This is a genomic window from Simplicispira lacusdiani, from assembly GCF_003604195.1.
Lineage (GTDB): Bacteria > Pseudomonadota > Gammaproteobacteria > Burkholderiales > Burkholderiaceae_C > Simplicispira > Simplicispira lacusdiani.
Genome location: NZ_QXGR01000009.1, coordinates 62,404 through 85,703, shown reverse-complemented (window position 1 = coordinate 85,703; position 23,300 = coordinate 62,404). Strand labels below are relative to the sequence as shown.

General features: G+C 68.9%; 21 protein-coding genes, 1 other RNA gene and 1 riboswitch. Of the genes, 8 read left to right on the top strand and 14 right to left on the bottom strand.

Annotation, left to right across the window (positions count from 1 at the left end):
- The 10 genes from queE to D8S75_RS13395 form a co-directional block, all read right to left on the bottom strand.
- Nucleotides 1–636, bottom strand: a complete 636-nt coding sequence (gene queE / locus D8S75_RS13440) for a 7-carboxy-7-deazaguanine synthase (RefSeq protein ID WP_119966865.1) — start codon at nucleotides 634–636, stop codon at nucleotides 1–3.
- 36 nt (nucleotides 637–672) lie between these two features.
- Nucleotides 673–1,653: an aminotransferase class I/II-fold pyridoxal phosphate-dependent enzyme gene (locus tag D8S75_RS13435; protein WP_232829045.1), complete on the bottom strand. Its 981-nt coding sequence runs from the start codon at nucleotides 1,651–1,653 to the stop codon at nucleotides 673–675.
- A complete protein-coding gene (cbiB, locus tag D8S75_RS13430; RefSeq protein WP_119966864.1) occupies nucleotides 1,646–2,731 on the bottom strand; it encodes an adenosylcobinamide-phosphate synthase CbiB in 1,086 nt (361 codons plus the stop codon). Before cbiB ends, D8S75_RS13435 begins: the two co-directional genes overlap by 8 nt.
- An 88-nt stretch (nucleotides 2,732–2,819) precedes the next feature.
- Nucleotides 2,820–3,389: a cob(I)yrinic acid a,c-diamide adenosyltransferase gene (cobO, locus tag D8S75_RS13425; RefSeq protein WP_119966863.1), complete on the bottom strand. Its 570-nt coding sequence runs from the start codon at nucleotides 3,387–3,389 to the stop codon at nucleotides 2,820–2,822.
- Between the two features lie 26 nt (nucleotides 3,390–3,415).
- On the bottom strand, nucleotides 3,416–4,195 hold the full coding sequence (locus D8S75_RS13420) for an ABC transporter ATP-binding protein (RefSeq protein ID WP_119966862.1): 780 nt from the start codon (nucleotides 4,193–4,195) through the stop codon (nucleotides 3,416–3,418).
- Complete coding sequence (locus tag D8S75_RS13415; RefSeq protein ID WP_119966861.1) at nucleotides 4,192–5,277, bottom strand: FecCD family ABC transporter permease; 1,086 nt, start codon at nucleotides 5,275–5,277, stop codon at nucleotides 4,192–4,194. Before D8S75_RS13415 ends, D8S75_RS13420 begins: the two co-directional genes overlap by 4 nt.
- Nucleotides 5,274–6,188 carry an ABC transporter substrate-binding protein gene (locus D8S75_RS13410; protein ID WP_119966860.1) on the bottom strand — a complete coding sequence of 305 codons (915 nt, stop codon included), beginning with the start codon at nucleotides 6,186–6,188 and terminating at the stop codon, nucleotides 5,274–5,276. The genes D8S75_RS13415 and D8S75_RS13410 overlap by 4 nt, the downstream gene beginning before the upstream one ends.
- Nucleotides 6,185–6,784 (bottom strand): bifunctional adenosylcobinamide kinase/adenosylcobinamide-phosphate guanylyltransferase, encoded by a 600-nt coding sequence (locus D8S75_RS13405; protein ID WP_119966859.1) that lies wholly within the window; start codon nucleotides 6,782–6,784, stop codon nucleotides 6,185–6,187. The genes D8S75_RS13410 and D8S75_RS13405 overlap by 4 nt, the downstream gene beginning before the upstream one ends.
- Nucleotides 6,781–8,118: a cobyrinic acid a,c-diamide synthase CobB gene (locus tag D8S75_RS13400; protein ID WP_119966858.1), complete on the bottom strand. Its 1,338-nt coding sequence runs from the start codon at nucleotides 8,116–8,118 to the stop codon at nucleotides 6,781–6,783. Before D8S75_RS13400 ends, D8S75_RS13405 begins: the two co-directional genes overlap by 4 nt.
- 163 nt (nucleotides 8,119–8,281) lie before the next feature.
- Nucleotides 8,282–10,195 (bottom strand): TonB-dependent receptor domain-containing protein, encoded by a 1,914-nt coding sequence (locus tag D8S75_RS13395; protein ID WP_119966916.1) that lies wholly within the window; start codon nucleotides 10,193–10,195, stop codon nucleotides 8,282–8,284.
- A gap of 81 nt (nucleotides 10,196–10,276) precedes the next feature.
- Nucleotides 10,277–10,515, bottom strand: a riboswitch (cobalamin riboswitch).
- A 37-nt stretch (nucleotides 10,516–10,552) separates the two neighbouring features.
- On the opposite strand from D8S75_RS13395, the gene D8S75_RS13390 reads away from it, so the two are divergent.
- The 4 genes from D8S75_RS13390 (at nucleotide 10,553) to D8S75_RS13380 (ending at nucleotide 12,224) form a co-directional block, all read left to right on the top strand.
- Nucleotides 10,553–10,774 carry a DUF904 domain-containing protein gene (locus tag D8S75_RS13390; RefSeq protein ID WP_119966857.1) on the top strand — a complete coding sequence of 74 codons (222 nt, stop codon included), beginning with the start codon at nucleotides 10,553–10,555 and terminating at the stop codon, nucleotides 10,772–10,774.
- Nucleotides 10,771–11,118: a cell division protein ZapA gene (locus D8S75_RS13385; RefSeq protein WP_119966856.1), complete on the top strand. Its 348-nt coding sequence runs from the start codon at nucleotides 10,771–10,773 to the stop codon at nucleotides 11,116–11,118. Before D8S75_RS13390 ends, D8S75_RS13385 begins: the two co-directional genes overlap by 4 nt.
- Before the next feature lie 35 nt (nucleotides 11,119–11,153).
- A non-coding RNA gene (ssrS, locus tag D8S75_RS17985) (6S RNA) lies at nucleotides 11,154–11,333 on the top strand.
- A gap of 72 nt (nucleotides 11,334–11,405) precedes the next feature.
- A complete protein-coding gene (locus D8S75_RS13380; protein ID WP_119966855.1) occupies nucleotides 11,406–12,224 on the top strand; it encodes a sulfite exporter TauE/SafE family protein in 819 nt (272 codons plus the stop codon).
- Here D8S75_RS13380 and D8S75_RS13375 read toward each other — a convergent pair.
- The 4 genes from D8S75_RS13375 to hemN all read right to left on the bottom strand — a co-directional run bounded on the left by D8S75_RS13375 (nucleotide 12,211) and on the right by hemN (nucleotide 18,264).
- Nucleotides 12,211–14,661, bottom strand: a complete 2,451-nt coding sequence (locus tag D8S75_RS13375; protein ID WP_119966915.1) for a sensor domain-containing protein — start codon at nucleotides 14,659–14,661, stop codon at nucleotides 12,211–12,213. The genes D8S75_RS13380 and D8S75_RS13375 overlap by 14 nt on opposite strands.
- 8 nt (nucleotides 14,662–14,669) lie before the next feature.
- The gene (locus D8S75_RS13370) at nucleotides 14,670–16,007 is read right to left on the bottom strand and encodes an HD-GYP domain-containing protein (protein ID WP_119966854.1); all 1,338 of its coding nucleotides are present in this window, start codon (nucleotides 16,005–16,007) and stop codon (nucleotides 14,670–14,672) included.
- A 113-nt stretch (nucleotides 16,008–16,120) separates the two neighbouring features.
- Nucleotides 16,121–16,840: a sulfite exporter TauE/SafE family protein gene (locus D8S75_RS13365; protein ID WP_119966853.1), complete on the bottom strand. Its 720-nt coding sequence runs from the start codon at nucleotides 16,838–16,840 to the stop codon at nucleotides 16,121–16,123.
- Between the two features lie 41 nt (nucleotides 16,841–16,881).
- Complete coding sequence (hemN, locus tag D8S75_RS13360; RefSeq protein WP_119966852.1) at nucleotides 16,882–18,264, bottom strand: oxygen-independent coproporphyrinogen III oxidase; 1,383 nt, start codon at nucleotides 18,262–18,264, stop codon at nucleotides 16,882–16,884.
- A 218-nt stretch (nucleotides 18,265–18,482) separates the two neighbouring features.
- On the opposite strand from hemN, the gene fnr reads away from it, so the two are divergent.
- From fnr to D8S75_RS13340, 4 genes are all read left to right on the top strand, one after another.
- Complete coding sequence (fnr, locus tag D8S75_RS13355; RefSeq protein WP_119966851.1) at nucleotides 18,483–19,205, top strand: fumarate/nitrate reduction transcriptional regulator Fnr; 723 nt, start codon at nucleotides 18,483–18,485, stop codon at nucleotides 19,203–19,205.
- A gap of 233 nt (nucleotides 19,206–19,438) precedes the next feature.
- On the top strand, nucleotides 19,439–19,756 hold the full coding sequence (locus D8S75_RS13350) for an SWIB/MDM2 domain-containing protein (RefSeq protein WP_119966850.1): 318 nt from the start codon (nucleotides 19,439–19,441) through the stop codon (nucleotides 19,754–19,756).
- Nucleotides 19,757–20,126: 370 nt separating this feature from the next.
- Nucleotides 20,127–22,301, top strand: a complete 2,175-nt coding sequence (locus tag D8S75_RS13345; RefSeq protein WP_119966914.1) for a TonB-dependent receptor — start codon at nucleotides 20,127–20,129, stop codon at nucleotides 22,299–22,301.
- Between the two features lie 62 nt (nucleotides 22,302–22,363).
- Nucleotides 22,364–23,047 (top strand): Fe2+-dependent dioxygenase, encoded by a 684-nt coding sequence (locus D8S75_RS13340; RefSeq protein WP_119966849.1) that lies wholly within the window; start codon nucleotides 22,364–22,366, stop codon nucleotides 23,045–23,047.
- The last annotated feature ends 253 nt before the right edge of the window (nucleotides 23,048–23,300 follow it).

Sequence of the window (23,300 nt, the reverse complement as noted above, 5' to 3'; positions counted from 1 at the left end):
TCAGGGGATCTGCAGCAGCTTGTGGGTCTGCACCGACAGGTTCCATTGCGGGTGGGCTTTGCAGTAGTCGATGGCCAGGCGCAGATTCGTGGCCTGCAGCGGCCCGTCCATGGCCTGCACGAAATGGTGTTCAAAATCCAGCGCGGCATAGTCGTCCAAGGGCTGCCCGGGCTGCGGAATGACGACCTTGATCTCATTGCCCCGGCGCACCACCAGGTCCGCGCCCATCTTGGGGCTGACGCAGACCCAGTCCACGCCGCCCGGGACCGGCAGCGTGCCATTGGTTTCGATGGCCACGGCAAACCCGGCCGCGTGCAGGGCGTCGATCAGCGGGGCATCGAGTTGCAGCAGCGGCTCGCCTCCGGTGCACACCACGTATTTCTGCGCGGGGTAGTCCGCTGGCCACAGGGCGTTGATGCGCGCGGCCAGGCTGGCGGCATCGGCGAACTTGCCACCGCCTTCGCCGTCGGTGCCCACGAAGTCGGTATCGCAGAACTGGCACACCGCGCTGGAGCGGCCCTCTTCCACCCCGCTCCAGAGGTTGCACCCGGAAAACCGGCAAAACACCGCCGGGCGACCGGCATGGTGGCCTTCGCCTTGCAGGGTATAGAAAATTTCCTTGACGCTATAGGCCATGGGGGCACTCACACATCGACACGCGGGGGCGTATTGTCACCGCCCTGGGGCCGCCACCCGCAAGGCATCCTGCGACGCGGGCGGCAGCACGCCCATGCGCACCACGCCGGGGAGGCCGAACGAGGCGCAGTCGCGCAGCTTGATGCCCTGCGCGCGCAGGTCGCGCAGCAGTTCGGGCAGCGCGGCCACCGGGGGCCGTGCGCAGAAGTAGTTGGCCTGGCTGCCGGGCAGCACCTGCCAGCCCAGGGCGGCGCACAGGGCGATCTGGCGTTCTTTCCAGTCGCGCAGCCGGGGCAGGCAACCGGCCAGCCATTGCTGGGTGGCGGGCTGCACCCAGGCCTGCAACAGCGCCACGCCATGCGCGCCCACGGGCCACGAGGGGGCCAGGGCCGCCAGATCGGCGGCGTCGGCACCGCTGCCCTGGGGAGCGATGGCGTAGGCGGCGCGCACGCCCGTGAGGCCCAGGGCCTTGTTGGGTGTCCAGAGCTGCCAGACCCCCTCCAGGCGCTCCGGTAGCGGGGCGGCGCCTTCGAGGCGCAGCGGCTGGTAGGCGCAGTCGAGCACGCGCAGCGCACCGGCGGACGCGCACGCCAGCGCCGCGTCGCCCTGGCCCAGCGGGCTGGAGGGCTCGCAAGCCCAGTGCAGCGCCGCGCCGGCATGGGGCGCGGGGTGCACGGCCAGGCCCCAGGCACGCGCGGCCTGGGCGTAGTCGCCATAGCCGTGCGCGGGCACGGCCACGGCGCGCGCGCCGCGCCGCGCGGCCAGCGCCGTGACGCGGTGGATGAACTCGCTGGCGCTGCCCGCCAGCACGATGCGCGCGGCCTCCACGCCATGGAAGGCGGCGAGTTGCACGCGCAGCGCGGTATAGGCCGGGTCGGGGTAGCGCGTGGCGTCGGCCTGCTGCACGGCGGCCAGCGCGGCCGGGCACGGGCCGCAGGCGTTGCTGTTGGTGGAAAAGTCGTGCGGCGCGGCGCCCAGCGCGTCGGTGCCGCCATGCACCGCCAGGCTTTCAGGCACTGAAGGCCCCCTCCATGGCGATGAGCGACACGGTCAGCACGGCCGCGAACGCGATGCTCCGCGACACCCGCACCGCGAGCCGGCGCGCGCGCCAGGCATCGAGCGCCGAGGGCTCCCGCCCCCGCGCATGCAGCTGGTACACGCCGGGCTTGCTGAGCCGCACGCCCAGCGCCAGCGCCATGGCCGCCATGGGCCAGCCGCTGTTGGGCGACGGGGTGCGGCGCGCCTCGCGCGCCAGGGCGCGCAGGCGCACGCCCCGGCCCGCCAGCGCCAGCAGCAGCGCGGTGATGCGCGCGGGCAGCCAGGAGAGCGCGTCGTCGGCATGGGCCGCCCATTTGCCGGCCCATTCCCAGTAGCGGCCGTCGCGCATGCCCCGGTAGCCCCACATGGCGTCGGCGGTGTTGGCCAGGCGGTACAGCGCGGCGCCCGGCAGGCCCGCCACGGCGAACCAGAACAGCGGCGCGACGACCGAGTCGTTGAGGTTCTCGGCCAGCGATTCGATGGCACTCTGGCGCACCTCGTCGGCGCTGAGCTGGGAGACATCGCGGCTCACCAGCCAGGCCAGGCGCGCGCGGCCGGCATCGAGCGAGCGCGCCAACGCATCCTCGACGGCGCGCGCCTCGTGCAGCAGCAGCGAGAGCGCGAACAGCGGCTTGAGCAGCAGCCCGAGCAGCAGCGCGGCCAGCAACAGGCGCAAAACGCCGACCACGGCGGACGCGCCCTCCAGGCCCAGGCCCGGCACATCGACAACCACGCTGCAGACCTCGGTGGGGGCGCCCCAGGCATAGAGCGCTGCCGCCTGGAGCAATGCGGCAACTATCAAAACAATAGCTGCTAGCGCACACCAGGCAAGCGCTCCAAGCCAAAAACACTTCAAATCTCGCCCCGTGGGCTGCGCCGGTGCGATGCGCCGCCCCAGCCACGCGAGGGCCTTGCCCATCCACACCACGGGGTGCCAGCGCGCGGGCGGTTCGCCCCACAGCCGGTCCACGGCCAGCGCCACCAGGCCGGCCAGCGCCAGGCAGGCCACTCCCAGCCCGGGGCGGGCGATCAGCGGGTGCAGCCAGTGCCAATGCATGGGGGGGACGCTCCTACGGGTCGGCCATCGAAGGGGAAACGCCGCGCGGGAAAAAACAGCGTTTTACAACCCCGATTGTGACGCCGTCTCAGTCCTCGATGCCGCGCTGCGCCGGAATGCCTGCCTGGAAGGCGTGCTTGACGAGCTTCATCTCGGTCACCGTGTCGGCGATGGCGATGATTTCCTCGGGGCAGCGGCGGCCCGTGAGGCACACATGCACGTCCTTGGGCCGCGCGGCCAGCGTGTCGAGCACCTCCTGCAGCGGCAGCCAGCCGTAGATCAGCGGGTAGGTGATCTCGTCGAGCACCACCAGGAAGCGCTCGCCGCCGAGGATGTCGGCGCGCGCCTTGGCCCAGCCGTCGCGCGCGAGCTGCGCGGAGTGCTCCAGGTCCTTGCTCTTCCACGAAAAGCCGTCGCCCAGGCCCTCGATGGGCAGGCCGATCTGCTCGAACATGCGGTGCTCGCCAAAGCGCGCGCTGGGCACTTTCATGAACTGGTACACCTTCACCGCCTTGCCCCGGCCGTGGGCGCGCAGCGCCAGACCGAAGGCGGCCGTGCTCTTGCCCTTGCCGTCGCCGGTGTTCACGATGACCAGGCCCCGGCGCTCGCCCTCGGCTTTTTCGTAGCGCTTCTCGGTGGGTGGGGTTTCGATCTGCATGGGATGTCTTTCAAAAACGCAAGAAACTACAAGCGCGGCAGCGCCAGCCACTGGCCGTCCACGCCGTGGATGGCGATGCGCTGGTCGAACACCTGCTCCAGCGCGCGGTGCGTGGCGGCCTCCTGGGCCGCGCCGTGGTGGCACAGGCGCCCCCGGGCCACGATGGCCACGTCGTCGGCCTGCAGCGCCATGGAGATTTCGTGCAGCACGCTGACCACGGTATGGCCGCGCGCCACCAGTTCGCGCACCAGCAGCAGCCAGTCGGCCTGGTGTGGCGGGTCGAGGTTGGCCAGGGGTTCGTCCATCAGCAGCACCCGGGCCTGCACGGCCAGGGCGCGCGCCAGCAGCACGCGCTGGCGCTCGCCGCCCGAGAGCTGGCCGAGCGCGCGCGCGCGCCAGTCCCAGGCCTGGGTGGCGCGCAGGGCCTGCTCGACGGCGGCATGGTCCTGCGGGCTGGCGGGCTGCATCCAGCCCTGGTGCGGCAGGCGGCCGAGCATGGCCACGTCGTACACCGTCAAATCCTCGGCGGCGGCCTCGTTCTGGCCCAGCCAGGACAGGTGCAGCGCGCGCTCGCGCCGGGGCCAGGCGTGCAGTTCGCGCCCGTGCAGCAGCACCTGGCCGCCGCTGTGCGGCAGCAGCCCCGCCAGCACCTTGAGCAGCGTGGACTTGCCCGCGCCGTTGGGGCCGACGATGCTGGTCCAGCGGCCCGCCGCCAGCGGCAGCGTGATACCGTGCAATATGGGGTGTTTTCCGATGCCAGCACAGATGGAACAAGCGCTGATAGCTATGTTTTCAGGAGCACTCACAGCAAGCCTCCAGCGGCCGTTCGGCGGTGCATCAGCCACAGCAGGTAGCCGCCGCCGAGCACGGCGGTGAGCACGCCCACGGGCAGCTCCTGCGGCGCCATCAGGCCGCGCGCCAGCAGGTCGGCGCCCGCCAGCAGCGCCGCGCCCATGAGGCTGGCCAGCAGCATCAGGCGGCCATGGCGCACGCTGACCACGGCGCGCACCAGGTGCGGCGCGGCCAGGCCGACGAAGGCGATCAGACCGGTCTGGGCCACCGCCGTGCCGGTGGCCAGCGCCAGCACCGCCACCAGCGCGGCGCGCAGGGGGGCGAGCGGCAGGCCCAGGCTCAGCGCGGTGGCCTCGCCCAGCGCCAGCCCGTCGAGCACCCGCGCCAGCAGCCAGGCCGCCACCAGGCACAGCAGCCACACGGCCAGCATGAGCAGGCAGGCCGTCCAGCCCACGAAGCCCGTGGAGCCGAGCAGGAAGGCCTGCATGGCCTGCAGCGAGTCGGGCGACATCAGCAGGATCAGCGAAGTGCAGGCCCCCAGCACCACGCCCACCACCACGCCGGCCAGCAGCAGGCGCAGCGTGTGCTGCACGCCGCGCGCCAGCGCCAGCGTGAGCAGCACGGCCAGCACGGCGCCCAGGAAGGCGGCGCCCGTCAGGCCCAGGCGCACCAGCCAGTGGCTGGAATACACCGACACGGCCATGGCCGCGCGCGCGCCGCCCACCATGCCCGCGCCGCCGCCCATGAGCGCCAGCACGGAGGCCACGCCCAGCGAGGCGCCCGAGGCGCTGCCCAGCAGGTAGGGGTCGGCCAGCGGGTTGCGGAACAGCCCCTGGGCCACGGCGCCGGCCAGGCCGAGCAGCGCGCCCGCGGCCCAGGCGCCGATGGTGCGCGGCAGACGGATGTCCCAGACGATCTGCAGCGCCATGGCGTGCGCCGCCGGATCGGCCTGCGCGTCCATCAGCGCGGGCCAGAGGTTCTCCAGCCCCATGCTGCCCACGCCGGTGCCGAGCAGCACCAGCGCCAGGCCCGCCAGCGCCAGCACCACGGCCAGCCAGAGGCCGCGCGCGGCGTGCGGCAAGGGCGGCGTGCTCACGGGCGCGCCCCCTTGGCGGCGCCGGCGGTCTTCTCGGCCAGGCAGGCGGCCATGAGGCGCGCGGCCTCGGCCATGCGCGGGCCGGGGCGGATCAGCACGTCGGATTCCTCGGGCGAGAACACGCACAGGCGCTGCTCGCGCAGCGCGCGCATGGTGTTCCAGCCGGGGCGCGCGGCCAGGCCCTCGGCGCTGCGCGCGCCGACCATGATGAGGTCGGGGTCGGCGCGCACCACGAATTCGGGGTTGAGCTTGGGGAAAGGACCGTGCGATGCGCCCAGGATGTTGCGCGCGCCCAGGCGCGTGAGCGTCTCGCCGATGAAGGACCCGGGGCCGGCGCCGTAGGGGCCGGGGTTGACCTCGAAGTACACGCGCGCGCCGCGCGCGGCCGGCGGCAGCGACTGCGCGGCGGCCTGCACGCCGGCGTCGGTGGCGCGCCAGACGCGCTGCGCGTCCTGCACGCCCAGCAGTTGGCCCACCTTGCCGAGCACGCGCTGCATGTCGGCGTGGGTCTTGGGCTCCAGCGCCACCACCGGGATGCCCAGGGCTTCGAGGCGCGCGGAAGCACGCGAGGAGGTGGCCATGACGACCACGTCGGGCCGCAGCGCGACGATGGCCTCGATGTTCGGGTCCAGTCCGCCACCGACCTGCGGCAGCTTGCGCACGCTCTCGGGCCAGTTGGTGTAGCGGTCCACGCCCACGAGGCGGTGGCACTGGTCGAGCGCGCACACGGTCTCGGCCAGCGAGGGCAGCAGGCTCACGATGCGCTGCGGCACGCGCGCGAGCTGGACGGTGCGGCCCCGGTCGTCGGTGAGCTGCACGCCTTGCGCGCGCGCGGTGCCGAACATCAGCAGCAGCAGCGCCAGCAGCACGGCGACCACGATGAGGATGCGTTTGACGGGGGTAGGTTTCACAAAGCGGATTCTTTCAGGGTCAGCGGCAGCCCTGCCGCCATGAGCGTGACGCGCTGGCACGCCTGCGCGGCCTGCTGGTTGAGCAGGCCCAGCGCATCGACGAAGACGCGCACCTCGCGCCCCATCGGGATCACCCCCAGGCCGATTTCGTTGCCCACCAGAACAACGGGCCCGGGGGCGCGCTCGATTGCTATAAAAAACTGAGCTGCCTGCGCTTGCCATTCCTGGGCTGCAGCCTTGTTTTGCTCAAAATCCAGGGTGGTGGCGCCGGCCGGCATGGTCCAGTTGGTGAGCCACAGCGTCAGGCAGTCCACCACCAGCAGGGTCTCCGGCGTGGAGCAGCGGGCGATGGCGCCGGCCAGGTCGCGCGGCTCCTCCAGCGTGGCCAGGCCGGGCACGCGCTCGGCGCGGTCCTGCTGGTGGCGCGCGATGCGCGCGCGCATCTCGCCGTCCCAGGGCTGGGCCGTGGCGACGAGCAGCGCGCGGTGCCCGGGCGAGCGCGCCAGCCAGTCGCGCGCGAGCAGCTCGGCACGACGCGACTTGCCGCTCTTTTGCCCGCCGAGGATGAGTTCGCTGCGCGCGATCGATGCGTTCATGCGCCCTCCCCGCCCAACAGGTGCGCCACGGCGCGCGGGCTGGAGGCAAACCAGGCATGGAAGTAGCTGGCGTGCAGGCTGCCTGCGCGGTACAGCGCCTCGCCGGCATCCGGCGCGCTGGGCTCGCCAGGCCGGCTGCTGCGCGCGACGATGGGCGCGCTGCTCGCCAGCGTGGAATAGTGGAAGGTATGGCCGCGCAGCACTTCGCCCGCCACGGGCAACTGCTGCGGCCCCAGGCCCGCCAGACGCTTGTTCAGCGTGGCCTGACCCGGCAGCAGGCCCCACAGCGGCTGCACCGTGCCGTTCTGCAGTTGCACCGATTCGCACAGCGCCACCATGCCGCCGCACTCGGCCCACAGCGGCAGGCCCGCGTCCAGGTGGCGCAGCAGATCGGCGCGCAGGCCGGTGTTGGCGGCGATGCGCGCGGCGTGCAGCTCGGGGTAGCCGCCGGGCAGCCACACGGCGTCGCAAGGCGGCAGGCGGTCGCCCGCCAGGGGCGAGAAGAAGCTCAACCGCGCGCCAAGCTGTTCCAGCGTCTGCAGGTTGGCGGCATAGATGAAGCTGAAGGCCGCGTCGCGCGCGACGGCCACGGTGCGGCCTGCCAGCAGCGGGGGCACGGCCTCGGTGGCCTGGGGCGCGGGAAAGTCCACTGCCCAGCGCCGCAGGTCGGCGGGGCTCATCTGGCCCAGCGGCGTGGCGGCCAGCGCATCGGCGGCGGCGTCCAGCCGCTGCAGGGCATCCTGCAACTCGTGCGCCGCGACCAGGCCCAGGTGGCGCTCGGGCAGCAGGGCCGGCCCCTCGCCCAGCGTGATGCGCGCCAGCGCGCCCAGCCAGTCCCGTGGGTCGCGCAGGCCGGCGCGCAGCATGTCGGCATGGCGCGCGCTGCCCACGCGGTTGGCCAGCACGCCGGCCCAGGGCAGGCCGGGCCGGTAGTCGCGCAGTCCGTGGGCCAGCGCGCCGAAGGTGCCCGCCATGGCCGAGGCATCGACCACGGCCAGCACCGGCACGCCGAAGCGCTGGGCCAGGTCGGCCGCGCTCGGGTCGCCGTCGAACAGGCCCATCACGCCCTCGATGAGGAGCAGGTCGGCCTCGCGCGCGGCGTCGTGCAGGCGCCGGGCGCAGTCCTGCGCGCCGTTGATCCACAGGTCCAGCGAGTGCACCGGCGCGCCGCTGGCGAGTTCATGCCAATGCGGGTCGAGAAAATCCGGCCCGCACTTGAACACGCGCACGCGCCGGCCCTGCCGCGCATGCAAGCGCGCCAGCGCGGCGGTGACCGTGGTCTTGCCCTGGCCCGAGGCCGGGGCGGCGATCAGCAATGCGGTGCAGGAAGTCATCGCATCGCACCCTGGCACTGGAAAACGCCGACAAGACTTGAACCAGGCACGCCCCAGGCGCGGGCCGCCGTGCAAGGGCCGCCCCGCCGCACTGGCGGCGTCCCCCTTCCCACGCGAAGCGTGAGAGAAGGGGGAAGGCACGAAGCGCCACAGGGGGTTGGTCTCACAACGGTGCCCACTTGAGGCCGATGTAAAGCGTGCGGCCCGGCGTGGCATAGGTGCGCGCCAGTTCGTAGGCCTTGTCGCCCAGGTTGTCGATGCGCGCCAGCAGCGTGTAGTCGCGCGCCACGCGGGTGCTGGCGTGGAGGTTGACCAGCGCATAGCCGCCCAGCACGTGGGTGTTGGCCGCGCTGTCGAAGCGGCGGCCCGAGGCCTGCAGCTCGGCGCCCAGCGTCCAGCCCGCGAGCTGGGTGTCGGCCCCGAAGGTGGCGTGGCGCTTGGCGCGGCGCGCGAGCTGTTTGCCGGTGGTCAGGTCGCGCGGATTCTGCAGGTCGATGGAACCATGCCATTGCACGCCCGCCCAGTGGTGCGAGGCCGCGAGCGTGAGCCCCTGGTACTGCGCGCGCGCCACGTTGGCATAGCAGCCAAAGGTGGAGGCGCAAGGGCCCGCGCCGCTGAACAGGATCAGGTTGCTGAGCCGGTTGCGGTACACGGTGGCCGAGAAGCTGCTGCGGCCCTGGGCGTAGCGCAGGCCCAGTTCGGCGTTGTGGCTGGTCTCGGGCCGCAGCGTGGGCACGCCGTATTCGCTGAAGCGTTGGTACAGCGTGGGCGCGCGGAAGGCCGTGCCCACCGAGGCGGTGGCGCGCCATTGCGGCGTGATCGCGTAGCCGTAAGCCGCGCTGCCCGTGCCCTTGCCGCCGAATTCGCTGTCGTCGTCATGGCGCGCATTGAGCTGCAGCGTGTGGCCGCCCCTTTGGTAGCCGTAGCCCAGCGCCAGCGCGTCCTGCGAGCGGCTGCGGTCCAGCGTGGTGCTCCAGGCGTCGAGCGCGGGGTTGTTCAGGTGGTCCTCGCGGCGCTCCAGCGCGGCGCTGAAACGGTGCGCGCCCAGGCGATAGTCGTTCTGCCACAGGTAGCCGCGCAGGTTGGTCTCCGTGCGGTAGGGCGAGGGGGTGGTTTCATAGCGGCTGGACGAATCCGTGACCGACACGCGGGTGCTGTAGGCCTCGGTCCACCGCGCGGCCCAGTTCAGCCCCGCCGTGTGCAGGCGGCTGAGGTTGCGGTCGTCCACCGGGCTGGCGGGCTTGTGCGTGAAACCGTCGTAACCCGAGTCCATGCGGCTGGCCAGCAGCGTGGCATCGAGCTTGTGGCGGGCATTGATCTGGTAGCCCAGGCGCGCATGGCCCGAGGTGCTGCGGTAACCATCGCGGTCGAGGTTGTGGCTTCCGCTGGTCTTGGAATCAAAGCCGTCGCTGCGCGCGTGGGCCAGGCCCAGGGAATAGTCCAGCGCCTTGTCCGCACCGGCAACGCCGCTGATGCCGGCCTCCAGCTTGCGCGTGCCCTGGTTGCCCAGGCCCACGCCGACATAAGGCATGGCGGCGCCCTCCCCCTTGCGGGTGAAGAGCTGGATCACGCCACCGATGGCGTCCGATCCATAGACGGCGGCGGCCGGGCCGCGCAGCACCTCGATGCGCTCGATCTGCGACAGCGGGATCTGCTCCCACTGGGCACCGCCCGTGGATTGCGAATCCACGCGCACGCCGTCGATATAGACCGCCGTGAAGCGCGACTCGGCGCCGCGCAGGTACACGCTGGTGGCATTGCCCAGGCCGCCATTGCGCGCGATCTCGATGCCGGGCAGGCGCGCCAGCACATCGGCCAGGCCCGTGGCGCCGCTCGATTCGATGGTTTCGCGGTCGACGATGGACACATCGGCCACCAGGTCCGACAGGGGCTGCTCGGTGCGCGTGGCGGTCACCACCATGTCCTGCAGCGAGGGCATGCGGGCGTTCTGCGCCAGCAGCAGGGGCCGCATCGGCTCCTGGGCTTGGGCCGCGCAGACAGCGGCGAAGGTCAGCACGGCCAGGGCGGCAGGACGCAGCGGCGCGACGCGGCGCGCACGAAGGGGACGGTTTTTCATGGAAATCAGGATCAGCAAACAACCCGCGCCGGCTTCCCCGCCGGCAAATAGGCGATACGGCCGCACGCAAGCCCGTAGGCGCGCGCGGCCACCGTGTTGGCCGGTATCCGGGCTGACGGAACGCCCTCCAGCGCCTTCCCAGGCGCTTGTTCAAGGCGCCCAGTGGCTGTGTGCTGGAGAGAGAATCGGAAGATTCGTCCGCTGACCGTTGCGGGGGCAGCGCAGGCTCGGAGCCGCCATGGCTGGCGACGACCTCCCTGCTTCCCGTTGAACTGCGGCATGTGAACCACACCGCGAGCACCAACACCCGAGATTTTACGGCGCTTTGAAAGCCAACTGCCTACAATCTGGGGCTCTATGGCTTCTTTGTCTCCCCTCGACCAGATCGCCGAGCGCGTGGAGCGCCTGCTGGTTCGCCACGAGCAGCTTCAGCGCACCAATGAGCTCATGGCCGAACAGGTCGCGGCGCTCACCCAGGAACGCGATTCCCTGCGCTCGCGCCTGCAGGCGGCGCGCCACCGGATCGATGCCCTGATAGAGCGCCTGCCCGCCACGCCCGAACCGAAGGACGACGCATGAAACAGCTTGAGGTGCAGATCATGCAGCAAAGCTATCTGCTGGGCTGCCCCGAAGGCCGCGAGGCGCGCCTGCTCGAAGCCGTGGAGCGGGTGGACACCGCCATGATGCGCATCCGCGACGCCGGCAAGGTGCGTGCCCGCGAGCGCATCGCCGTGCTGGCGGCGCTGAATCTGGCTTTCGAGCTGGCCGACCGCGAGGTCGCCGATCTGGCAGCGGCGGCCCAGCCGCCTGCCCCGCGGCCAGCCGCCGAGCCCGGCAGCGCCCCGGCCAGCGACGATGAACGCCTGCTCGCCCTGGTGCACCGTCTCGACGAAGCCCTGGACCACGACGGCCGGCTGATCTGAACGTCTGCCCGGGTTCCGCGCAAGGCCTACAATGGCGGTGTCTGCGGTGCTGCCGGGCTTTATATTTCCTTGAACCAATGCTCCATGAGCCCGGGCTTGGTACATTGCCCGGTGAGCGTGATCATCTCGCGTCAGATGAACCCAACGCCTGGCTGCCCTCGCCCACCTGAACCCCCGGTTCAGGATGACGGTCCGGTGGCATTCGCAGACACCTTTTCCGCGCAGGTGCCCCGGGCACCGCGCAGCCTCCCGCAGGGCGCGCGCCCTGCCTCCCAGCGCGACGCCGCATGCCATTCGATCCAATCCTGATCACCGAACTTGCCCTGCTGGGCCTGTGCACCGGTTTCCTGGCCGGGCTGCTGGGCATCGGCGGAGGCATGGTGCTGGTGCCCTTCCTGACCTATTTTCTCGGCCAGCAGCAGGTGGCGCCCGGCCTGGCGGTGAAGATGGCCATCGCCACCTCGATGGCCACCATCGTCTTCACCTCCATCTCCAGCGTGCGTGCGCACCACCAGCGCGGCGCGGTGCGCTGGGACATCGCGCGGCGGCTGGCGCCCGGCATCGTGCTGGGCAGCATGGCGGCGAGCCTGGGGGTTTTCGCCCTGCTCAAGGGGTCGTTCCTGGCCCTCTTCTTCGCGGTGTTCGTCGGCTTCTCGGCTTGGCAGATGCTGCGCAACAAGCGGCCCGCTCCCTCGCGCCAGATGCCGGGCACGGCCGGTCAGCTGGCGGCGGGCGGCACCATCGGCTTTCTCTCGGGGTTGGTGGGAGCCGGTGGTGGCTTCATCAGCGTGCCGTTCATGGTGTGGTGCAACATCCCCATCCACCATGCCGTGGCCACGAGCGCGGCTCTGGGTTTTCCCATCGCGCTGGCCAACGCGGCGGGCTATATGGTGAGCGGCCAGTCGGTCGCCGGGCTGCCGCCGCTGTCGCTGGGCTATGTATGGCTGCCCGCGCTCGCGGTGATCGCCATGTGCAGCGTGCTCACCGCGCCGCTGGGCGCGCGCGCGGCGCACCAACTTCCGGTGGCGCGGCTCAAGCAGGTGTTTGCGATGCTGCTGATGGCCCTGGCGGCCTACATGCTCTGGAAGGGCATCACGACGGGCTGACGGCCTCGCCCCCGGCGGCATCGCTGCGCAGCGGCTGCGCGCCCTCCGACAGCAAGCATCCGAATGCCTCGGCGGGCAAGGCCGGCGAGCACAGGTAGCCCTGGTAGACATCGCAGCGCATCTGCTGCAGCACGCCATGCTGCGCTTCGGTTTCCACGCCTTCGGCCACCACGCGCAGTTGCAGCGCGCGGCCCAGGTGCACGATGGCGCTGACGATGGCCCGGTCGCCGTCATGGTCGGGCAGCCCGCGCACGAAGGACTGGTCGATCTTGAGCTTGTGGATGGGCAGGTTCTTCAGATAGGCCAGGCTGGAATAACCGGTGCCGAAGTCGTCGATGGCCAGGCCCACGCCCAGCTCGGCCACCATGCCCAGGCGCTGCGCGGCCTCCTGGGCGTCCTGCAGCAGGATGGATTCGGTCAATTCCAGCTCCAGCAGGCCGGCGGGCAAGCCGTGCTCGCGCAGCAGATGGGTCAGACGCTCCAGGAAATCGGGCTGGCGCATTTCCAGTGCCGACACGTTCACCGACACGACGATGGGGGTGCCCGCCTGCATCCAGCGCACGGCCTCTTGCACGGCCTGCTCCAGCACCCAGGCGCCGAGGGTGACGATGTAGCCGGTTTCCTCGGCCAGCGGAATGAAGACCCCGGGCGTGATGACGCCCAGTTCGGGATCGGTCCAGCGCAAGAGCGCCTCGGCGCCGATGATGCGACCCGACACCATGTCCACCTGCGGCTGGTAATGCACGCTCATGTGCTGGTGGCCCAGGGCCTGCCGCATGGCGTGCTCCATCTGCATGCGTTCGAGGAGGTTGGCGTTCATCTGCGGCTGGTAAAAACCGAAATTGCCACGGCCACGCTCCTTGACCCGGTACATGGCCGTGTCGGCCTGCTTGATCAGCTCGTCCAGCGTGCGTCCGTCCTGCGGGTACAGCGCAACGCCGATGCTGCACTGGATCGAGAAGCCCAGGTCGTCGAGCATGAAGGGGCGCCGCATCACGTCGAGCATGCGGCGCGCCACCTGCTCGGCCCCCGTGGCGTCGCCCGCGTGCAGGTACATGGCGAACTCGTCGCCACCGATACGGCACAGCATGTCGCTCTGGCGCAGGCAGGTCTGCAGGCGCGAGGCCACGAGCTGCAGCACGCGATCACCGAACTGGTGGCCCAAGGAGTCGTTGATGACCTTGAACCGGTCCAGATCCAGGAACAGGATGGCGAAGCCCGCTCCGCCCGGGCGTGCCGAGCGGATGGCGGCTTCCACGCGCTGCGTCAGCAGCAGGCGGTTGGGCAGACCGGTGAGGACGTCACTGTAGGCCAGTTCGTCGATGCGCTTCTGCGCCGCGTGCTGCTGCGTGAGGTCGCGCACGAAACCGATGCTTTGCTCGATCTTGCCACCCTCGCCCCGCAACGCCACCCAGGACAGGTGCACGGCGCAGCCGCTTTCGCCTTCGCGCGGTAGCCACAGCTCGCCGTTCCAGATGCCGCTGTTCTGCCAATCGGCCTGCACGCAGTCCATGAAATGCCGCGACACGCCCATGCCAAAAAAAGCGGTGACCTCGGTGCCATACAGCGTCTGCGAAGTGCGCCCCGACAGCTGCTCGCAGGACGGATTGAGCCGCGCGATGCGGTGCTGGTCGTCGGCGATGAAGATGGCGTAGGGGCTGGAATCGAACACCCGGGCGGCCAGGCGCAGTGCCGCTTGTGCCTGCATCTCGTGCGTGATGTCGCGGAACGAATACACCCGCCCGGTCACGTTGGCATGGCTCCACTGGGGCACGCTGCGGCGCTCCACCACCTGACCCCCGTGTAGCTCGATCACGTCCTGGCTCTGCCCCTTGGGGTCCTGCATGATCGCGTTCAGGCGCTCCTGGTAGGCCTGGGGGTCGCGCACGCGCGATGCCAGGAATGCGTGGACAGAGGCATCGTTGCGTTGCAGCAGCAGCTCCTGCGGCAGGCCCCAGATCTGCACCAGGCGCTGATTGAAAGCACGCACTTGGCCATCGAGCCCGCACACGAGCATGCCGTCGGCCGCGGAGTCGAGCGTGGCGCGCAGTTCCGCCAACAGCGTCTCCAGCTCGCGCTCGGCGGCCTGGCGCGCCGTGCAATCGGTCATGGTGACCAGCAAGGCCGATTCGCTCGCCCCCAGGGAGAACGGCGCGACCCGGCGCTCCACGGGAACCAGCTGCCCGTCGGCCCGCAGCAGGCTGGTCATGGAGTCGATGCCCCGGGCCAGCACTTCTTCGGTGTCTTCCCAGAAGCATTGGTCCTCGGGCGTGGCCGCCAGCCGCAAGACGGGCATGCCGACGAGCTCGTCACGCTGCAGCCCTACGAGGCGGGCCGCGCTGCGGTTGGCGAACAGGATGCAGCGCGTGCGTGCATCCACGAGCCAGATGGCCTCCTGCAGCCCGTCGAAGATGGCCTGCCAGAGGGTGTCCTGCATCTGGCCGGTCACAACCCCGCCTCGACCGCTGCCGGATTCACGGCTCTCTCGAAAAAGTAGCAAATGCGCTTGCGTGGCGACAGGTATTCCAGCGCGTCGCGGGGCAGTTGCGAAGGCCGCAGGCTGCGCCGTATGCCCAGCTCGGGGACTGTCTCCAGATCGAGCACCAGCGCCTCGTCCTTGGGCACGCGCGAGTCATGCACGATCACCCGGGGGCGCAGAGGGCGCGAGGAATTGACCGACACGACCATGGCATAGCGGTCATTGACCAGCTGCACCACCGAGCCGGGTGGATAGACCCCCATCATGCGGATGAAGATACCCAGCTCCACCGGATCGAAGCGGTTTTTCTGCTGCGCGAACATGACAGAAAGCGCCTCGTGCGGCGTCATGGCCTGGGCGCTGCGACCCGGATTGCACAGGCGCTCGTAGTGGTTCACCAGCGACAGGATGCGGCCGGCCAGGCAGATGGCATCGCCCTTGAGCTTCAGCGGGAATCCGCTGCCATCGGCCATTTCGTGGTGCTGTGCAATGGCCAGCAGCACGCCGCTCGACAAGCCCATGCTCTGCCCCAGGCGCACCGATTCACCCACATGGCTGCGGTAGCGCGCTTCTTCCGCAGGAGTCATACCCGGGAAGGGGCCATTGCTGATCGCCGGGGACAGGCGCAACTTGCCCATGTCGTGGAGCAGCGCCGCCATGCCCAGATCCTGCATGGTCTCGGGCGAGAGCCCTTGCGACTTGCCCATCAACAGGCACAGCACCATGACATTGACGGGGTGGAGCGTGTTTCGCTCGCCCACCCCCTCGGAGAGCAGGCTGATCACGGACTCGGTATTGCCCAGCAGCTCGTGCACGCAGTCGGCGACGAGCGCCTCGCTCTCGACCCTTGCCATCGCCGGGCTGCCTTCCGCGCTGTCGGCCAGTTTGCGGTACTGCCGCGTGGCCGCCAGGAAACGCTGATCGCATGCATCCAGGCGCCGCTGCTGTTCCAGCAATTGCATCTTGAGCTGCAGGGCCGCGCGCTTGGGATCGGACAGCGCCTCGGTCGCATCGGGGGGCATCTCTTCCGCGGCATCCGCCAGGGCCGAAAGGGCCTCCTGGGCCGCGGCTTCCTGCTCCAGCCCCGCCGGATACTGCGAGTCCACCGGGGGAAGGTCGCTCTTGGAAGGGTTGTAGCGGATCTGGCTCAGGCCCAGGCCGCGCAGGATCTCGATCTGGGATTCGGAGGCAATGCGAAAACTGCTGACCGGAAAAGGATGGCTCATCCAGTTCAGATCGAGCTGGATGTACATGCCAATGCGCAACTGGCCAATGTCAATCAGTACGTCGGTGTTTTCATCCATTACAAGGCCTCGCGGTCATTTGCCGCAGCAGACGACTTTCTGCATTATCAAGGCATCCTGCATTCACTTTTTCCGTTCGCGTACCCTTGTGGCGCTTTTGAGCAACAGGTGCGCTACTGGCAGATCAGCGACGGGCGGTACACCAGGTCCATCCACAACGCCCAGCCAGCCACGCCGCACAGCAGCAGCCCCGCCAGACGGGTCCCCCAGCTGGCGCGCAGGGCATCCATGCGCTGGCGCAGATGCTGCCAGAGCCAGGGGCCAGCCAGCAGCCAGGCGCCACTCCCCATGGCAAAAAACGCCATGGTCATGGCGCCCTCCCAGATTCCGCCACTCAGGGCGGCGACCAGCAAGGCGGAATAGAGCAGGCCGCAGGGCATCAACGCCCACAGGAAACCCGTGGCGAAAACGCCACCAGGCGCCTGGACCAAGGGCCGGACACGCCCCCATACCGCGCGGCCAGCGCTCTCGACCCAGGCTGGCTGGCGGGCCTGGAGCACCATCATGAGCCCCCAAGCCAGCACGGCCACATGCATGAAGGTCCAGAGGGGCCGCAGGGCCGTTGCCTGCTGCGTGAGCCAGGCCAGGCTCTGCATGGCCATGGCCGCCAAGGCGCCGACGGCGGCATAGCCGAGCAGGCGGCCGGCATGGTAGGCGGCGAGACGGCGCGCATGCCCGCCCCGGGGCACCCATCGCACCCTGTGCTCCGTCGAGGCCGACGCTGCCTGGGGCGAACCTGTGACCACGCTGCAGGGCGCGGCGCACATGGCAAGGCAGTGGGGCCCGCCCGCGAGCCCCATGAGCAGCGCGGTCGAGGCCAGGGTTGCAAGCATGGATCAGGGTCTGTTCACACCATTGCCGGTGCGAGCAGCCTTTAGATGATGCGGGAAAACCGTGCCCGGTTCCTGTCGGCCTGCAAATACTTGTCGAACACCATGGCGATGCCGCGCACGAAGTACCAGCCCATGGCCGTCACCGTGACACCCTCGTCGCTCAGCGTGACGAGCCCTTGCTGCTCCATTTCCTGCATCTGTTCCAGCTCGGGCGCGAAATACTTGCGGAAATCGATCAGCCAGGCCTGCTCCAGGGGCTCGAACAGCAGCTCGCCCTGGCACATCAGCGCCATGATGACCGCGCGGCGCACCAGGTCGTCGCGCGTCAGCGCCAGGCCGCGCACCACGGGCAGGCGGCCCTGGTTCAGGCGGTCGTAATAGTCTTCCAGCGTCTTGGCGTTCTGGCTGTAGGTAGCGCCCACGCGGCCGATGGCCGAAACCCCCAGGCCGATCAGATCGCAGTCGGGCTGCGTGCTGTAGCCCTGGAAGTTGCGGTGCAGGCGGCCCTGGCGCTTGGCGATGGCCAGCGCATCCTCGGGCAGGGCGAAATGGTCCATGCCCACGTAGACATATCCCGCACTGCTGAACGCTTCCAGGGAGCGCGCCAGCATGGAGACCTTGGCCGAGGCCATGGGCAGATCGGCCCAGATGATGCGTCGCTGGGGCTTGAAGCGGTCGGGCAGGTGCGCGTAGGCATAGAGCGCGATGCGATCGGGCCGCAGCTGCGCGACCTGCGCCAGGGTGCGGTCGAACGACTCGGGCGTCTGCTTGGGCAGGCCGTAGATGAGGTCGACGTTGACGGAATCGAAACCGATGGCACGCGCGGACTCCACCAGGGCGAATACCTGCTCTGCGGGCTGGATGCGGTGCACGGCCTTCTGCACCTCGGGATCAAAATCCTGCACGCCGAAGCTCAGGCGGTTGAAGCCCAGTTCGCGCAGCACGGCCAGGCGGCTGGCATCCACGGTGCGGGGATCGACCTCGATGGAGTATTCCCCTCCCTCGATCAGGGTGAAATTGCTGCGCAGCATGCCCATGAGCTCGCGCAGCCCCTCGTCGGAAAGGAAAGTGGGCGTGCCGCCCCCGAAGTGGATCTGGCTCACCACCTGCCCCACGCCCAGGTGCGCGGTGTGCAGGTCGATCTCGCGGCTCAGGTAGCGCAGGTAGACATCGGCACGGTCATGGTGCTTGGTGATGATCTTGTTGCATGCGCAGTAGTAACAAAGCGACTCGCAGAACGGAATGTGCACATAGATCGACAGCGGCAACGCCTTGCCCACAGCGCTCTGGCGGCGCTGCTGCAAGGCCAGCACATACTCATCCTCCCCGAACGCATCGACGAACCGGTCGGCGGTGGGGTAGGAGGTGTAGCGCGGTCCGGATACATCGAACCGAGTGAGCAATTCAGGGGTGACAACGGTCATGTGGGTTTCCTAGCAGCCTGCGTAATGTGCCCTAGATTCCCCGGCCGTCTCTTGATTCCAGTCAAGCACATGCAGGAGAACAGGGTTGTGGATCCAAAGGGGAAGAATGGGTGATAATTTGATATATGTCAGCCCCACCTCGCATACCCATCGTTCCCGCGCCCAGCGCCGCTTCTTCTTCCAGCGCGCCGCCCGAGACCGGGCAGGTGCCCGTTCACATGACCCAGCAGACCATCAAGGTGGCCTGTTCGAACTGCAATCTGCGCGAGCTGTGCATGCCCGTGGGTCTGAGCGACGACCAGCTCAAACGCATCGACGACGTGGTGGCCATACGGCGGAAAATCAAGCGCGGTAGCACTTTGTTTCGCAATGGCGAAGCGTTCACCTCGCTGTTCGCCATCCGCACGGGCTTTTTCAAGACCTGCGTGGCCACCGAGGATGGGCGCGATCAGGTCACGGGCTTCCAGATGGCGGGCGAGATCATCGGGCTCGACGGCATCGTCAACGACCACCACACCTGCGACGCCGTGGCGCTGGAGGATGCCGAGGTCTGCGTGATGCCGTTCGATCGCATCGAGGAACTCTCGCGCGAGGTCAATGCGCTGCAGAACCATGTGCACAAGATCATGAGCCGCGAGATCGTGCGCGAGCACAGCGTGATGCTGCTGCTGGGCAGCATGCGCGCCGAGGAGCGCCTGGCAGCCTTCCTGCTGAACCTCGTGCAGCGCTTGCACGCGCGCGGGTTCTCGCAATCCGAGCTGGTGCTGCGCATGACCCGCGAGGAAATTGGCAGCTACCTGGGCCTGAAGCTCGAAACCGTGAGCCGCACCTTCTCGAAATTCGTCGAGGACGGCATCGTCGAGGTCAAGCAGCGCCATGTGCGCATCATCAGCCCCGACGCTCTCAAGCGCATCGTCAACAACCAGCAAGCCTGCCACTGACAGGCCCCAGCCTCATCTCCCCCCTGACCGCGTCCGGGCGCCGGCACCGGGCCGCACATCCATGCCCAGCCCGCGCCAGCCCGGTGCTCCAGCATGGCGCCGCTGCAACATGGCGAAGCAAAAAAAGGCGTTTGCGGCTTGGAAAGCGGTTTTTTTGCCAGTAGCATCACCGTGCCAGTGGAGAAGCAGGTTTTCGCTGGTGAAACGACCACTCCCAAAAAGGAAAACCCAACATGGCAACTGCTAAAAAAGCCCCGGCCAAGACGGCCGCCGCTGCCAAGACCGCAGCCCCCGCCAAGAAGCGCACCCCCAACGCTGCGTTCATGAAGGCATTGACCCCCAGCCCCGCACTCGCTGCCGTGGTCGGCGCCACCCCCCTGCCCCGCACGGAAATCATCAGCAAGCTGTGGGTCTACATCAAGGCGCACAACCTGCAGGACGCCGCCAACAAGCGCATGATCAACGCAGACGCCAAGCTCAAGGAAGTGTTCGGCAAGCCGCAAGTGTCGATGTTCGAGATGGCCGGCCTGATCGGCAAGCACGTCAAGTAAGCACTGCCCCGCAGTCCTCCGAGGTCGGCTCTGCCGGCCTTTTTTTTTGCGCGCTCGGTTCCCGCTGCGGCATCCGCGGGGAGCACCGGCGCTTTTTTTTGAAGGGCGCTGTTGCAGAATTACATCAATGCGAATAAGAATGAATGTTATTTGATTTAACATTATGGTGTGCGATGCAAAGCCACGCTCACGCCAGCCACTGCCTCTCGCCTGACCACGGCGCCGCCCCACCTGCGGTGCCCCAGCTACGAACCATCCGACGGAGGCCAGATTGGCACATCACCGCGCTCAGCGCCGCAGCCCTTCGCTGCAAAAATCCCCCCTCTCCCAGCACCCCAAGACCACCACGCTCCTGCCCCTGGGCGCGTTGATGCTGGCCGCCTCGGTGGGCGTGCAGGCCCAGACCGCCGCTCCCGCCGAGAAGTCGCTGGGCACCGTCACGGTGAAGGAACAGGCGGAGACCCCCGAGGGCAAGGACAGCGTGCGCGCCACCCAGACCACCATCGGCAAGGGCAAGCAGCAGCTGCGCGACATTCCGCAGTCGGTGACCGTGGTGACCGAGCGCCTGATCGATGACCGCAACCTGGACACCGTCAAGGAAGCCCTGAAGAACACCGCCGGCATCACCTTCCTGGCGGCAGAGGGCGGCGAGGAAGACATCCGCCTGCGCGGCTTCGCGCTGCAAAGCACGGGCGACATGTTCATCGACGGCATGCGCGACCCTGCTTTCTACGACCGCGACACCTTCAACCTCGACCGCCTGGAACTTCTGCGCGGTTCGGCTTCCATGCTGTTCGGCCGAGGCTCCACGGGCGGCGCGGTCAACCAGGTCAGCAAGACCCCGCGCCTCATTGATGCGCACCAGGTGGACGTGACGCTGGGCAGCCACCAATACCGCCGCGCCACGGGCGATTTCAATATCCACACCGGCGAAAACGCCGCCCTGCGCATCAACGCGATGAGCACCACCGCCGACAACAACGGCGCGGGCAGCAGCATCGAGAAAAAGGGCATCGCGGCCAGCTACGCCTGGGGCATCGGGACACGCGACGAGTTCACGGCCAGCCTGTACCACCTGGACAACAAGAACGGCATGAACTACGGCCTGCCATGGATCCGGCGCACCGCCACCTCGGCGGTCAGCGACACGACCATGCTGCCCCTCGACCCCACGGCCTACTACGGCGCCGCCAGCGACTACAACGCGGGCAGCGCCACCATGGCCACGCTGCAGCATGTGCACCGCTTCGATGGCCAGGCCGAGCTCAAGACGCAACTGCGCGCGGGCAGCTTCGAGCGCGACCAGCGCGCCGGTGCCGTGCGCCTGGCAGCCGCGGCCCAGCAACCCGGCGGCGTGGCCGCCAATCTGTCGAACTTCGGCCCTGGCACGCGCCTGACACGCGGCAACCACCTGAAGATGCAGGACATGGACACCGTGCACCTGCAAAGCGACTTCAGCAACAAGTTCGAGGCACTGGGCCTGCGCCACGAACTGCTCGCCGGCGCCGACTTCGCCCAGGAAAAGAAGCGCGTCTACGCGGCGCGCAGCGCGGCCCAGGGCGGCATCGACGTCAGCAAGCCCAGCACCACGGTCGGCACGCCCAACGACGGCGCGGCCGTGAACGAAGCCGGCCGCGTGCTGCGCACGTCGAGCGACTTCGAAGCCAAGGGCTGGGGCGTGTACGCACAGGACCTGGTGCAGGTGGCGCCGCATTGGAAGATCCTGGGCGGCCTGCGCTACGACAGCATGGAAGGCAACTACAACGCCTTCGCCATTCCGGCCACCGCCGCCGGCCCCGTCACCACCACCAGCTACCGCCAGAAGATCTCGGAATGGAGCAAGCGCGTCGGCGTGCTGTACCAGCCCACGCCGCTGCACTCCTACCATTTCTCCTATGGCACTTCGTTCAACACCTCGGGCGAAACCTATTCGTACAGCCCGCAGACGGTGAACACCCCCCCGGAATCGAGCCGCAACATCGAGATCGGCGCCAAGATCGACTCGGCCGACAAGCGCTTCACCACGCGCCTGGCCGTTTTCCATTCGACCAAGCTGCATGAGCGCAACGTCGACCCCGACCTGAACATCGCCGTGCTCTCGGGCAAGCGCCATGCCGCGGGCGCGGAAATCGACATCACCGGCCGCCTCACGCCCAAGTGGGAAGTCTACGGCTCGTACATGTGGATGCCCAGCGCCAAGATCGACATCGGAGCCCAAGGCGCGGAAGGCCAAGGCAGCCGCCCCTCGCTCACCCCGCGCCACAGCGGCACGGTCTGGACCACCTACCAGATCACGCCCCAGTTGCGCGTGGGCGGTGGCCTGAACTTCCGCAGCGCGCAAACGCCCAACCGCAACCCCGGCTGGGAAGTCCCGGGCTACGTGACCGCCGACCTGATGGCCGAATACAGCGTGAACGACAGCCTCACGATCAAGGCCAACCTGACCAACGTCACGAACAAGCTCTATGCCGACGCGGTCTACAGCGGCCACTACGTGCCCGGCGCGGGCCGCCTCTTCCAGATCACGGCCAGCATGAAGTTCTGACCCGGTCTGCACGTTACTCCAAGGTTTGCCGCCCCGTCCGGGGCGGCTTTTTGCTTTCCGCCATGCTGCTCACCCTGCCCCACCTGCTCTCCCCCACCGATCTGCAGACCGCCCGGCGCCTGCTCGCCAGCGCCCCCTGGGCCGACGGAAGCGACAGCGCCGGCCCGCAAGCGCGCCTGGCCAAGAACAACGAACAGCTGCCACGCGACTGCGAAGCCGCGCAGGCCATCTCGGCCATGGTGCTGGCGGCGCTGGACCGCAGCGCGCTGTTCCTCACCGCCACACTGCCCAAGCGCGTGTTCCCGCCACGCATCAACCGCTATGGCGGGGCCGCCAACCACTACGGCGACCATGTCGATGCCGCCATCCGCCAGATGCCCGGGCGGCGCGAACGGCTGCGCACCGACATCTCCTGCACCGTCTTCCTGTCCGACCCCGAGGAATACGAGGGCGGCGAACTCTGCATCGCCGACACCTTCGGCGAGCAGCAGGTCAAGCTGCCCGCCGGCCATGCCGTGATCTACCCGGGCACCAGCGTGCACCAGGTCCGCCCCGTCACGCGCGGCCACCGCATGGCCTGCTTTTTCTGGATCGAGAGCATGGTGCGCAGCGACGAACAGCGCCGGCTGCTCTACGAGATGGACATGGCCCTGCTGCGCCTGCGCGAGCAGCACGGCGACTCTGCCCAGACCGTGGCCCTCACCGGCACCTACCACAACCTCCTGCGCATGTGGGCCGACACCTGAGCGCCTTTCCCACCTGTCTTGGGCGCCATCACCTGGTTGCCTGTCGTTGCAAATAATATGGATTCTCATTTACAATAACATCCATTCCATCGCAGCAACGCACCATGGCACCGCACACTTTCCCCTCCTCCCTGGGGCGCCCCCATCGCCACGGCCATCCGGCGGCCCAGGCTGGTTACACAATGACCGCAGGGATACTGGCCCAAATGGTTGCCGCACTGCACAATACCGGCTGCGCGCGGGCCGCCCGCAC